The sequence below is a fragment of the Saccharopolyspora rhizosphaerae genome (assembly GCF_003931915.1).
GTDB lineage: Bacteria > Actinomycetota > Actinomycetes > Mycobacteriales > Pseudonocardiaceae > Saccharopolyspora > Saccharopolyspora rhizosphaerae.
Genome location: NZ_RSAA01000020.1, coordinates 130636 through 143302, shown reverse-complemented (window position 1 = coordinate 143302; position 12667 = coordinate 130636). Strand labels below are relative to the sequence as shown.

Below are 12667 nucleotides of genomic sequence, written 5' to 3'. Positions count from 1 at the left end.
CGCCCTGGTGTGGTCCAGGCGGCATGTGTGCACGTCCGGCCCTGAGGGGCGTGCTCGCACCCGCGATGTGCAGGATGTGCGAAATGCGGCGAGAGTCGTCGCCGGCGTTCGGTCCAGCCGGGCGGCGACGGCCCTTTCGGGAACCGTTCAGGACGAAAGGGGTGGTGGGCACAAACCGGCTTGCGCCGGAGGAGCCGGTGCGCGAGAGGGTCGGCGTGGGCGAGCTGGGGCCGGACGAGCGACGAACCAGAGGGCCGCAGCGGAAGACCTCCGCGGACACCGCCTGGGGGAGTGGGCCGCTCGACGAACGATCACGGGGTTGCCGAAACCCGTGGGTGGATCAGGAACTCGGCGCTCCACTGGGGACTGCGCCCGTGAGCTCGATGCTGGAAGTCACGTGATCAGAAGAGGGGCGCGATGTCGGGATCGCGCCGGGTGCGGACTACCCGCGATGCACCTCGGGCTCGGCGCCACGCGGCGCCGAGCCCGAGGTGAGGGAACTGCGTCCGGGAGCCTTAGCGGCAGACGCTCGGTTCGCGGTGGCGAACCGGCAGCGTCCAGCGCATCTGCACCCGCGTGCCGTGCTGACCGGAGGTCACCACGGCCTCGTCGGCGAGCCGCTCGATCAACGGCAGGCCCCGCTTGCGCATCGGGTCGCTGTTCTGCGGCGGACGCCACGTGCCGTGGTCGGTGACCGTGACCTCTATGCCCGACTCGTCGCGGACGGCGTCGACGTCGAGAACCCCATCCCCGTCCGCGTAGGCGTGCTCGATCGCGTTGGCCATCGCCTCGTAGGCGGCCAGCGCCAAGGGCTCGGCGATGTCGTCGCCGAGCCCGGCGGCGCGGGCCCACTCGTTCACCTCGTTGCGCAACCTCGGCAAGCTCGAGACCGAGGCCGGCACGTCGTGCCGGTGGAGTTCTTCAACGCCGTCGGAGTTCGACTCCGGCCCGCCTGGCTGAGCGGGTGCCATAGGTGCGTCCTCACGGTTCGGGGCTCTCCCAGCTCTCAGGGTCGGCCGGATCGGGCGTTCACAAACCTGCGGCGCCGGCGAGCGCCCCTTCCCGGTCGGCGAAGAGCTCGAACTCCTGGTCCAACCCCATGAGCTGGATCGGCCTCCTGGTGGCCGGGTTGTCTGCGACGACGCCGAACCGGATGCTCGCCGCCTCGGCGTTGCGGTGAGTGCGGACGAGCACGGCGAGCCCGGCCGAGGACAGGAACGTCACACCCGTGATGTCGAGCACCAAGACCTCGGGGCGGTCCTCGATCGCCTGCTCGAGCACCGACGCGAGCTTGGGCGCGTTGACCAGTTCGACTTCACCCGTCGCGGTGACGAGCAGCGTACGCCCCGACCATTCGGTCTCCGCGCTGAAGGGGGTCTGGTGTTCGGTGTTGTCGGGCTCCATGGTCTCCATGATGATGGTTCAGGCCGATCCTGGCAAAGATTGGCTCCCGGCCGCAGCTCCGTGAAGCCCTCACGGGGTACGGTGACGGACATGCATGCTTCCGCGGAGCTATCCGCAGAGGAGCGTTTGCGACGCATTGAACGGGTCACGGACACCTCTCTCGCCAACCTCGACGTCAACGGACTGCTGCGGGACATACTCGCTCGGGTCAGAGAGGTGCTGGGTGTCGACATGGCAACCGTGATGTTGCTCGACCCCGCCGGCGAAGAACTGATCGCCACCGCGGCGGTGGGCCTCGACGACGCCGTCAAACAAGGCGTGCGGATGCCGGTGGGACACGGTTTCGCCGGCACGGTCCTGGCAGATCGCCAAGCCTCCGTGTTCGACCAGGTGACCGATGACCTCCTCGTCAGCCGTGCGCTGCGCGAGCGGGGGATCAGTTCGCTAGCGGGTGCCCCGATGGTGACCAGCAGTGGGGTGACCATCGGAGTGCTGTGCGTAGGCGCTTTCACAGAACACGCGTTCACCGATCACGACGCCCGCCTGGTGCAGGTCGCCGCCGACCGCATCGCGTCGGTGTCGCAGGTGAGCTCCTCCCGGGCCGAACGCATCGCGGCCACAGTCCTGCAGCACAGCCTGCTGCCCGGCAAGCTGCCCGAGATCCCGTCGGCGACCATGGACGGCCGCTACGTCGGCGGAGCCGACCACGGCATCGGCGGTGACTGGTATGACGTCTTCGCCCTGCCGGGGGACCGCACCGGCATCGTGGTGGGCGACGTCGTCGGCCACGGGTTGTCGGCGGCCGTGGTGATGGGACGGCTCCGCAGCGCTCTGCGCGCGTACGCGCTCGACGACGACAACCCGGCTCACGTGCTGCACAAGCTCGACCGCAAGGTCACGCACTTCGAGTCCGACGCCATGGCCACCGTGTCCTACGCCATCTACGAGCCGGCGACGGCCCGCATGGTGTTCTCGCTAGCCGGCCACCTCCCACCGGTGGTGGCCAAGTCCGGCGGGTGTGGAGAACTCGTCGACGCCCCCGTCGACCCGCCCGTCGGCGTCGAGGTCTCGAAGAAGCCGCGGCGCACGACCGAGATCGAGGTCGCGCCCGACTCCGTGGTGTGCTTCTACACCGACGGGCTGGTCGAACGCGGCAAGCAGCCGATCGACATCGGCCTGAAGAACCTGTGCGGGGCGGTCACCTGCGCACCGGCCGGCGCGGTGTGCGCCACGGTGATGAACGAGCTGGTCACGGAATCGTCGAACGACGATGTGACCTTGCTCGTCCTGAGCAGGGCGACCGCCGCCGTCTAGCGGGTCAACTTCCGAACGCGACCTCGTCGCGCACCTCTTCCTGCGTTTCGTAGGTGCGGTCCGGAACCAGCCGCACGGCTCGCAGCACCTCGGTGTCGACGTCCTGCTCCTCGGCGATGTGCACGAGTTCGGCCTTGCTGACCGGGTAGTGCACCTCCTTGAGGAACGGCTGCACGCGGTCGGGATTGGGCGGATGCGTCATCGCCGCTCACCTCTTCGGCATGTCGGGGATCACTTCAAGGACGGTTTCCCCGGTTCGCCCGGGTTCAATCACCGACGAGCGCGGAAACGCGGTTCCTCGCGTGCTCGGCTTCCGGGAGCGACTGCAGGACCCACCCGTGGAACATCCCGGTGTACTCCTCGTAGTCGATCTCGGAGCCGCTCTCGCGGAGCCGGTCGCGCAACCGCCGCGAGTCGGCGAGCAGCACGTCCCGGGTGCCGGTGAACACGCTCATCGGCGCCAGGCCGGACAGGTCGCCGAACAGCGGGCTGATCCGGTGGTCGCGCAGGTCGAGGTCGCGGGTGTAGAGGCGGGCGGCCTCGCGCAGCCCCGGGGCGCTCAGGAACGGGTCGTGCGGCTCGAGCTCGTCGATCCGCGGATCGCTCGTGGTGAGGTCGAGCCACGGCGCGAACAGCACCAAGCGGCGCGGCTGGGGCCCGCCGTGCTGCTTGATGCGCTGCGCCACGAACAGCGCCAGGCCGCCGCCCGCCGAATCACCCATGACCACCTGGTCCTGCGGGGGCAGCCGGCTCAAGACCTGCTGGTAGGTCTGCCACACCATCGCCAGCGTCTCGTCGTAGGCCGAGGTGGGTGCCAACGGGTAGATCGGCACCGTCACCACCGACCCGGTCGCCTCGATCAGCCGCGCCAGGAACCGCCAGTGCGCGGTCTCCACTTGGTGCACGTAGGCGCCTCCGTGCAGGTAGAGGATGTGCTGGGTGTTCTCCGGCCGGCGCGGGTGCAGCGTGTAGCAGCGGTGCCCGTGCACGTCGGACGCCTCGACGCGGAAGCGCCGGTGCACCCAGTTCGGCACCTGCACGCTCTCCGCCTGGTGGCTCTCGGCGCTCTCCCGCAGCTTCTCCGGGTCGGCGAAGACCTGCTTGCGTCGAGTCAGCCAGTACTGGGCGAGGACCAGTCGTGCCTGCCAGCTCACCACGCCGCGAAACCTCCGTTCCCGTCGAACCCCGGACTCCGCTCGGAGGAGTACCCGCGCAGCGCGCCGTGAACCGTCCGGGGCGGTCGAGCGGACGCCCCGGTTCCACTTGGGACCGCCGGATCCTGTTGAGTCGCAGTCGTTTTCGTGCCAGCTGAACTGGTCACATCGTCGTCGCTCCGCGCTGGGTTACGGGTGATGTGCACCAGGCTGGAGGAATCGTGGGGCAACGTGCCCCTGGAAGCGCCGAGTGCCCTGGATCACCCTGGATGCCCTGCCGAGATCACCGGGGAGCGGCGATGGGTGTGGGTGTGGCGCGACCGGGCGGTACCGGTCCGCTCAGCGAGACGGGACGGCTGTTCCTGCACGCCGTGGACGTGGCCAGGGCGTTGTTCGTCCGGCCCTTCCAGTGGCGCGAGTTCGTCCAGCAGTCCTGGTTCGTCGCCAGCGTGACCATCCTGCCCACCGCCCTGGTGTCCATCCCGTTCGGGGCGGTGATCGCGCTGCAGCTCGGGTCGCTGACCAAGCAGATCGGGGCCCAGTCGTTCACCGGCGCCTCCAGCGTGCTGGCCATCATCCAGCAGGCCAGCCCGCTGATCACCGCGCTGCTCATCGCCGGTGCCGGCGGTTCGGCGATCTGCGCGGACCTGGGCGCGCGCACCATCCGCGACGAGATCGCGGCGATGGAGACCCTGGGCGTCTCACCGGTCCACCGGTTGGTCGTGCCACGGGTGCTCGCGGCGATGCTGGTCGCGACCTTGCTCAACGGCGTGGTCAGCGTCGTCGGCGTGCTCGGCGGCTACTTCTTCAACGTGATCATGCAGGGCGGCACGCCCGGCGCCTACATGGCCAGCTTCAACGGCCTCGCCCAGCTGCCCGACCTGTGGATCGGCGAGATCAAGGCGGTGATCTTCGGGTTCATCGCCGGCGTGGTCGCCGCGCACCGCGGGCTCAACCCGGCGCCCGGCCCGAAGGGCGTGGGCGACGCGGTGAACCAGGCGGTGGTCATCTCGTTCATGCTGCTGTTCCTGGTCAACGTGGTGCTCACCGCGATCTACCTGCAGCTCGTCCCGCCGAAGGGGATGTGAGCCGTGGTCATGGCGACGGGCCGCGTCCGGCGGCTGCTCAACCGGCCGCTGCAGGTGCTCGACACCTCCGGCGACCAAGCGCTGTTCTACCTGCGCGCGCTCGCGTGGGCGCCCCGGACGCTGCGCCGCTACTCCAAGGAGGTCGTGCGGCTGCTGGCCGAGGTGACCTTCGGCAGCGGGGCGCTGGCCGTGCTCGGCGGCACGATCGGCGTGATGGTGGGCATGACCCTGTTCACCGGCACCGTCGTCGGGATGCAGGGCTACACCGCGCTCAACCAGCTCGGCACGGCCAGCTTCACCGGGTTCGTCAGCGCCTACTTCAACACCCGGGAGGTCGCCCCCTTGGTGGCGGGGCTGGCGCTGTCGGCGACCGTGGGCTGCGGGTTCACCGCGCAGCTCGGCGCGATGCGCATCTCCGAGGAGATCGATGCGCTGGAAGTCATGGCGGTGCGCAGCGTCCCGTTCCTGGTCACCACGCGCGTGCTGGCCGGGCTCGGCGCGGTGGTCCCGCTGTACGTGATCGGGCTGATGTCGTCCTACCTGGCCTCCCGCGTGATCACGGTGTACTTCTACGGCCAGTCGGCGGGCACCTACGACCACTACTTCCACCTGTTCCTGCCGCCGCAGGACGTGCTGTTCTCCTTCGGTAAGGTGCTGCTGTTCAGCCTGGTGATCATCCTGGTGCACTGCTACTACGGCTTCCGCGCCGCCGGTGGCCCGGCCGGAGTCGGCAGCGCGGTGGGCCGGGCGGTGCGCACCGCGATCATCTCGCTCAACGTCCTCGACTTCTTCCTCAGCCTCGCCATCTGGGGCGCGACCACGACGGTGCGGATCGCCGGATGAGCGCGGGGGAGCAGGTGGGAGTGCTGCGCCGACGGGTGGTCGGCGCGGTGTTCATCAGCGTGATCGTGCTGTTCCTGGCCTCGACGGTCGCGGTGTACCAGAAGGCGTTCACGCCGGTGGTGCACGTGCTGCTGCGCACCGACCGGGTCGGCAATCAGTTGCAACCGCCCGCCGACGTCAAGGTCCGCGGACTGGTCGTCGGCGAGGTGCGGGAGGTGCGGGCCACCGCGAGCGGAGCCGAGCTCGACCTGGCGCTGCACCCGGACAAGGTCGCCCTCATCCCGGCCGAGGTCACCGCGCGCCTGCTGCCGAAGACCTTGTTCGGCGAGCGCTACGTCAGCCTCGTCCCGCCGGCGACGCCGTCCCCGGAGCCGCTGCGCGACGACGACGTCATCGAGCAGGACCGCAGCACGGCCTCGATCGAGCTGGAGGAGGTGCTCAGCGACCTGATGCCGGTCTTGCGAGCGGTCAAGCCGGACAAGCTCGCCAGCACGCTCAACACCGTCTCGATGGCGCTGGACGGACGCGGCGAGCAGCTCGGCGAGACGCTGGCGGAGACCAACCGGCTCCTGGAGCAGTTCAACCCCGCGCTGCCCGAGCTCCAGGCCAACATCCGGGCGCTGGGCGACGTCGCCCACCTCTACGCCGACACCGCCCCCGACCTGGTGGGGGCGCTGCGCGACCTGGCGGTCAACCACCGGACCGTGGCCGAGAACCGCGCAGGGCTGGAACGCCTCTACCGCACGGTCACCACCGGAGCAGGGGACCTGGACGGGTTCCTGCGGGCCAACCAGAACAACATCATCGAGCTCAACGCGGCCAGCCGCGAGCAGCTCCGCCTGCTCGCCCGCTACTCACCCGAATACCCCTGCCTGTTCGAGGACCTCGCCGACGCCGTGCCGCGCTTCGACCAGGTCGCCGGCAAGGGGACCGACACACCGGGGGTGGTCCGGCTGCGGGTGGAGATCAGCGATGACGGCGACAAGTACCTGCCCGGCCACGACGAACCCCGCTGGGAGGACCGGCGCGGACCCCGCTGCTACGACCAGGTCCCGATGCCCGCCGACCTGCCGGGTGGCGGACCACCGCGTGACGGCTCGACCCACCCGCCGCGGCGCGAGCAGCACACGCCGCCGGCGTCGACCAGTCCGAGCTCGGCCACCGGACCGTCGGGTTCGATCCAGCACTCGACGGCCGAGCGGCGCCTCATCGCCGCGCTGCTTGCCCCCTCGACCCGGTTGCGCCCGGAGGAGGTCCCGGGCTGGAGCAGCCTGCTGGTCGGCCCGCTGTACCGGGGAGCGCAGGTGGAGGTGCGATGAGAGCGATCAGGCCGTCGCTGACCAAGCTCGTGGTGTTCGTGGCGGTGACCTTGCTGGCCACCGGCCTTCTCGGGATCACCATCGCCAACACGAGCTTCGGCCCGACCACCGAGTACTCGGCGCGGTTCACCGACGTCACCGGGCTCAACGAGGGCGACGACGTGCGCATCGCCGGGGTCAAGGTCGGCCAGGTCGACTCCATCGAGATCGCCGAGAGGCGGCAGGCGCACGTGCGGTTCACGCTCTTCGGCGACCGCTCCCTGCCCGCCTCGACGACCGCCTCGATCAAGTACCGCAACCTCATCGGCCAGCGCTACCTCGCCGTCGAAGGAGGGGAGGGTTCCCCCGAGGCGATGCCGGAGGGCTCGACGATCCCGATCGATCGCAGCAGACCCGCGTTGAACCTGACCGTGCTGTTCAACGGGTTCAAGCCGCTGCTGCAGGCCCTCGCGCCGGAGGACGTCAACAAGCTCTCGCACGCGATCATCCAAACCCTGCAGGGCGAAGGCGGCACCGTGCAGAGCTTGCTGTCCCACATCGCCTCGCTGACCCAGACGCTGGCCTCCCGCGACCAGGTGATCGGCGAGGTCGTCACGAACCTCAACGAGGTGCTCGGCACCATCAGCAGCCGCAACGCCGAGCTCGACGAGGTGCTGGTGCAGACCCAGCAGGTGGTGTCCGGTCTGGCCGCCGACCGCGAGCAGATCGGCTCCGCCGTCGAGGGCATCGGGGAGGTCAACGAGGCCACCGCGGGGCTGCTCGCCGAAGGCCGGAAGCCGCTGCGGGAGAGCATCCACCACCTCGGCGTGCTCTCGCGCAACCTCGACGACCACCGCCCGCTGGTGGAGCGCTTCGCCAGTGGACTGCCCGACAAGCTCAACACCATCAACCGCACCGCCAGCTACGGGTCCTGGTTCAACTACTTCTTGTGCCGGAGCTCCGGGCAGGTGCGCATCTCCAGCCTCGGCGTGGCGGTGCCGCTGCCGACCACGCCTCCGGAGCAGATGCCGGGGAGGTGCCGATGATCCGCCGGCTCAAGCAGCGCGACCCGGCCGCCGCCGGGGTGGTGGGACTGGTGCTGATCACCGTCGTGTCATTGCTGGCGTTCTACTTCGAGGACCTGCCGGTGGTCGGCGGCACCACCTACCGCGCGCAGTTCACCGAGGCCGCCGGGCTCAAGCCCGACGACGAGGTCCGCATCGCCGGCGTCAAGGCCGGCACGGTGACGTCGATGTCGTTGCGCGGCAAGCACGTCGAGGTCGCCTTCCGCGTCGACGACGCCTGGGTCGGCGACCGCACCACGGCCTCCATCGAGATCAAGACCCTGTTGGGCCAGAAGTTCCTGTCGCTGGACCCGCGGGGAGAGCGCGAGCAGGACCCGTCCGAGCCGATCACCGCCGAGCGCACCCGCTCGCCCTACGACGTCACCGAGGCGTTCCAGGACCTCGGGCGCACCTCCGGCGAGGTCGACACCGCCGCGCTGGCGCAGAGCTTCCAGACCATGGCCGACACCTTCCGCGGCACTCCCGCGCACGTCGGTGAGGCGCTGCGCGGGCTTACGGCGTTCTCCCAGGTCATCTCGCGGCGGGACGAGCAGCTCGACCAGCTGCTCAGCGGCACCCGCCAGGTCAGCCAGGTGCTGGCCGACCGGGACCAGGTCTTCGCCAAGCTGATCGCCGACGGCAACCTGCTCATGGAGGAGATCCGCTTCCGCCGAGACGCGATCGCCACCCTGTTGCGCAGCACGCGGGAGCTCTCCGAGCAGCTGCGCGGGCTCGTCGCCGACAACCGCGCGCAGCTCCAACCCGCGCTGGCCACGCTGCAACGGGTCACCGAGGTGCTGCACCGCAACCAGGACAACCTCAACCGCGGCCTGCAGAACCTGGCCCCGTTCGCGCGCTACTTCAGCAACACCGTTGCCAACGGGCGCTGGTTCGACAGCTACGTGTGCGGTCAGGTCCCGCCCGTGCTGCAGCTCGGCCCGGTGACGGCCAACGAGCAGGGCTGTGCCCCGCCGATCGAGGGCGGGTCCGGTCGAGGAGGTCCGCGATGAACCGCCGGGTGATGGCGATGGTGCTCGCCGCAGCGCTGCTGCTCACCGGAGGTGCCTGGTGGGCCGTGGCGCTGGCCGAACGCACCTCGGTGACCGCCTACTTCAGCGCCGCCGTCGGGTTGTTCCCCGGCACCGACGTGCGGGTGCTGGGCATGCGGGTCGGTTCGGTGACCGAGGTCGTGCCGGAAGGAACCCGGGTGCGGGTCGAGATGCGCGTCGAGGACGGCACCCCGATCCCGGCCGACGCGAAAGCTGTTGCGGTCGCGCCGAGCCTGGTCAGCGACCGCTACGTGCAGTTCACCCCCGCCTACGAGGGCGGGCCCGTCCTCGAGGACGGCGCGGTGGTCCCGCGCGAGCGCACCGCCACACCGCTGGAGCTCGACGAGATCAACCGCAACACCGACCGCACGATGCGGATGCTCGGTCCGGAAGGTGCCAACCGCGACGGCGCGTTGTCGGACTTCCTCGACGTGCAGGCCGCGAACCTGGGCGGCAACGGCGCCCAGCTCAACGACATGCTGCGGCAGCTCGGCGAGGCCACCAGCACGTTGGCGGGGTCCAAGGAAGACCTCTTCGCCACCGTCGACAACCTGCAGCTGTTCCACCGCACCCTCGCCGACAGCGACCACGAGGTGCGGCGGTTCAACGCGCAACTCGCCGACACCGCCGGGATCCTGGCCGCCGAGCGCGGCGAACTCGGTGCCGCGCTGCGGGAACTCGGCCCCGCGCTGTCGGAGACCGCGGCCTTCATCCGCGACAACCGCGCGGTCCTGCAGTCCAACGTGGACCACCTGAGCGCGGTGACGCAGGTGCTCGTCGACCAGCGGGCGGCGCTGGAGGAGGTCACCGACCTGGCACCGCTGGGCATGTCGAACCTGGCCAACACCTACGACGACTCCGCCCGGGTCACCCGCACCCGGGGCAACATCAACGAGCTCACCCACCCGCCGATCGTCCTGGTGTGCAAGCTGCTGCGCGAGGCGCCGCCGCAGCGCCCGGTCCCGCCCGTGCTCGCCGACGCCTGCAAGCGCGTCGAACCGATCGTCTCCGGCGCGGTCCCGCTGCCGTCCCCGGCCGACGCGGTCGACTCGCTGCGGCACGGCCGTGCGCCGGACCTCCCGCTCCCGCTGGTCGACGCCCTGCGCGACACCGGCTCACCGCACCCGGGAGGTGGGCGCTGATGCGGGTCGCCCTCCCGCTGCTGCTGAGCCTGCTGCTGCTCGCCGGGTGCGGCCAGCAGGGCTTCACCGGCATCCACAACGCGCCGCTGCCCGGCGGCGCCGACCTCGGCGACGACCCGTACCGGGTGACCGCGCAGCTGGCCGACGTGCTCGACCTGGTGCCGCAGGCCAGCGTCAAGGTCAACGACGTCGCGGTCGGCCGGGTCTCCGGCATCCAGCTGGCCGAGGACGGCTGGACCGCCGAGGTCACCATGGAGATCAACCGCGACGTGCGACTGCCCGCGGGCGCCCACGCGCAGTTGCGCCAGTCCAGCCTGCTCGGCGAGAAGTACGTGCAGCTCGACGGTTCCGCCGAACCGGGTGCTCCGCTGCTGTCCGACGGCGACCGGATCCCGTTGTCCCGCACCCAGCGCCACCCGCAGGTCGAGGAAGTGCTGGGCGCGCTGTCGATGCTGCTCAACGGCGGCGGCATCGGCCAGCTGCAGCAGATCAACCAGGAGCTCGGTGCCGCGCTGTCGGGCAACGAGACCGACATCCGGTCGCTGCACCGCAACGTGGAGGTCTTCACCCGCGAACTCGACGGCCAGCGCGACGAGATCACCCGCGCCATCGACGGGCTCAACCGGCTCGCCGCCTCGCTGGTGGGGCAGAAGCAGAACATCGCGTACGCGCTGGACAACCTCGGGCCCGGGTTGCGGGTCATCAACGAGCAGCGCGGCCAGCTGGTCGGCATGCTGCAGCAGGTGGACCGGCTCTCCGAGGTCGCCGTGGAGACCACCGAACGCAGCGAGCAGGACACCCTCGAGAACCTCCGGTCGCTGAGCCCGATCCTGCAGAAGCTCGCCCAAGCCGGCGAAGACCTGCCGAGGTCGCTGGAAGTCCTCGTCACCTTCCCGTTCACCGACTACACGGTGAACGCCATCAAGGGCGACTACACCAACTTGGACCTGCAACTGGACATCGACCTGTCCACCTTCGTGGACAACGTGCTGCAGGGACGCCCGCCGCCCACCGGCGGCGCCGGGCCCAGCGAACTGCCGCTGCCGATCCCCGCTCCGGCCCAGCCCGGGCCCGCTCCGGCCCCGCCAGCACTGCCGCCGCCACCGAGACCGGGCGGACCGTTCGACGTCGTGCTCGGAGGTGCCCGGTGATCTCCCAGCGCACCAAGCTGCAGATCGGGGCGTTCCTGCTGATCGCCCTGGTGGGCATCACCTACGTCGGTGCCACCTACGCCGGGCTGGACCGGCTGGTGTCCTCACGCGGCTACACCGTGGTGGCCCGGTTCCGCGACTCCGGCGGCATCTTCACCAACGCCGAGGTCACTTACCGCGGACTGCCGGTCGGGCGGGTCGGGCCGCTGCGGCTCACGCCCTCGGGCGTCGACGTGCACCTGGACATCGAGGACAGCGCGCCTCCGGTCCCGGCCGACACCGAAGCCGTGGTCGCCAACCGCTCCGCGGTGGGCGAGCAGTACGTCGACCTCCGGCCCCGCTCCGACGGTGGCCCGCACCTGGCCGAGGGTTCGGTGATCACCAGCGACCGCACCTCGATCCCGGTGCCGCCGGAGGAGCTGCTGGCCAACGTGGACCGCACGGTCGACAGCATCCCGATCGGGTCGCTCCAGACGGTGGTCACCGAACTGGACCTGGCGTTCACCGGCCTCAACGGACCGCTCGGCACGCTGCTCGACACCTCCCGCGCCTACACCCGGGAGGCCACCGAGCACCTGCCGCAGACGCTGGACCTGATCACCAGCGGCCGCCGGGTGCTGGAGACGCAGCGCGAGCAGGGCGCTGAGATCGCCTCCTTCAGCCGTGACCTGCACCTGTTCGCGAGCCAGTTGCGTTCCTCCGACCAGGACCTGCGGCGCGTCATCGGCGCGGCACCGCCGGCGGCCGAGCAGGTCAGCGGACTGCTGCGGGAGTCCGGGCCGCAGCTCGGCACACTGCTCGGCAACCTGCTGACCACCGCCAACGTCTACCGCACCCGCCTCGACGGGGTCGAGCAGCTGCTGGTCACCTACCCCAGCATCGCGCAGGGCACCAGGACCACCGTTCCCGGCGACGGCCGCGCCCGGTTCGGCCTCGTGCTCAACAGCTTCGACCCGTTCGTCTGCACCCGCGGCTACGAGAGCACCCAGCAGCGCGCCGGCACCGACCTCACCGACGTCCCGGCCAACCTCCAGGCCCACTGCGCCGAACCGCCCGGCAGCCCCACCAACGTCCGCGGTGCCGAGCGAGCGCGCGAGCCGGGCTGATCCGGGCGGAGCCGTGCTGCGCGGTCAGAACCGTTCAGCGGCAGGGGACTTCCC

General features: G+C 70.5%; 13 protein-coding genes. 9 read left to right on the top strand and 4 right to left on the bottom strand.

All coding sequences use genetic code 11. From position 1 onward, the window contains the following. Window positions 1–515 precede the first annotated feature (515 nt). Both EIL87_RS20745 and EIL87_RS20740 read right to left on the bottom strand, forming a co-directional pair. Window positions 516–971 carry an ATP-binding protein gene (locus tag EIL87_RS20745; protein WP_125092249.1) on the bottom strand — a complete coding sequence of 152 codons (456 nt, stop codon included), beginning with the start codon at window positions 969–971 and terminating at the stop codon, window positions 516–518. 58 nt (window positions 972–1029) lie between these two features. Next, a complete protein-coding gene (locus tag EIL87_RS20740; protein ID WP_125092248.1) occupies window positions 1030–1404 on the bottom strand; it encodes an STAS domain-containing protein in 375 nt (124 codons plus the stop codon). Window positions 1405–1494: 90 nt separating this feature from the next. Between EIL87_RS20740 and EIL87_RS20735 the strand changes: the two genes are divergently transcribed. After that, a complete protein-coding gene (locus tag EIL87_RS20735) occupies window positions 1495–2718 on the top strand; it encodes a PP2C family protein-serine/threonine phosphatase (protein ID WP_125092247.1) in 1224 nt (407 codons plus the stop codon). A 4-nt stretch (window positions 2719–2722) separates the two neighbouring features. On the opposite strand, the gene EIL87_RS20730 is transcribed toward EIL87_RS20735, so the two are convergent. Further along, window positions 2723–2920 (bottom strand): DUF2795 domain-containing protein, encoded by a 198-nt coding sequence (locus EIL87_RS20730; protein ID WP_125092246.1) that lies wholly within the window; start codon window positions 2918–2920, stop codon window positions 2723–2725. Between the two features lie 64 nt (window positions 2921–2984). Further along, window positions 2985–3875: an alpha/beta hydrolase gene (locus tag EIL87_RS20725; RefSeq protein WP_125092245.1), complete on the bottom strand. Its 891-nt coding sequence runs from the start codon at window positions 3873–3875 to the stop codon at window positions 2985–2987. A gap of 296 nt (window positions 3876–4171) precedes the next feature. Between EIL87_RS20725 and EIL87_RS20720 the strand changes: the two genes are divergently transcribed. From EIL87_RS20720 to EIL87_RS20685, 8 genes are read left to right on the top strand one after another with little or no spacing between them, the layout of a single operon-like run. Next, window positions 4172–4960, top strand: a complete 789-nt coding sequence (locus EIL87_RS20720) for an MlaE family ABC transporter permease (RefSeq protein WP_125092244.1) — start codon at window positions 4172–4174, stop codon at window positions 4958–4960. A 9-nt stretch (window positions 4961–4969) separates the two neighbouring features. After that, window positions 4970–5803, top strand: coding sequence for an MlaE family ABC transporter permease (locus EIL87_RS20715; RefSeq protein ID WP_125092396.1), 834 nt, complete (start codon window positions 4970–4972; stop codon window positions 5801–5803). Further along, complete coding sequence (locus EIL87_RS20710; RefSeq protein ID WP_125092243.1) at window positions 5800–7122, top strand: MCE family protein; 1323 nt, start codon at window positions 5800–5802, stop codon at window positions 7120–7122. Before EIL87_RS20715 ends, EIL87_RS20710 begins: the two co-directional genes overlap by 4 nt. After that, window positions 7119–8147: an MCE family protein gene (locus tag EIL87_RS20705; RefSeq protein ID WP_125092242.1), complete on the top strand. Its 1029-nt coding sequence runs from the start codon at window positions 7119–7121 to the stop codon at window positions 8145–8147. Before EIL87_RS20710 ends, EIL87_RS20705 begins: the two co-directional genes overlap by 4 nt. Then, a complete protein-coding gene (locus tag EIL87_RS20700) occupies window positions 8147–9175 on the top strand; it encodes an MCE family protein (protein WP_407690563.1) in 1029 nt (342 codons plus the stop codon). The genes EIL87_RS20705 and EIL87_RS20700 overlap by 1 nt, the downstream gene beginning before the upstream one ends. After that, the gene (locus EIL87_RS20695; RefSeq protein WP_125092240.1) at window positions 9172–10356 is read left to right on the top strand and encodes an MCE family protein; all 1185 of its coding nucleotides are present in this window, start codon (window positions 9172–9174) and stop codon (window positions 10354–10356) included. The genes EIL87_RS20700 and EIL87_RS20695 overlap by 4 nt, the downstream gene beginning before the upstream one ends. After that, window positions 10356–11507, top strand: coding sequence for an MCE family protein (locus tag EIL87_RS20690; RefSeq protein WP_125092239.1), 1152 nt, complete (start codon window positions 10356–10358; stop codon window positions 11505–11507). The genes EIL87_RS20695 and EIL87_RS20690 overlap by 1 nt, the downstream gene beginning before the upstream one ends. Beyond that, window positions 11504–12613, top strand: coding sequence for an MCE family protein (locus EIL87_RS20685; protein WP_125092238.1), 1110 nt, complete (start codon window positions 11504–11506; stop codon window positions 12611–12613). The genes EIL87_RS20690 and EIL87_RS20685 overlap by 4 nt, the downstream gene beginning before the upstream one ends. Window positions 12614–12667 lie beyond the last annotated feature (54 nt).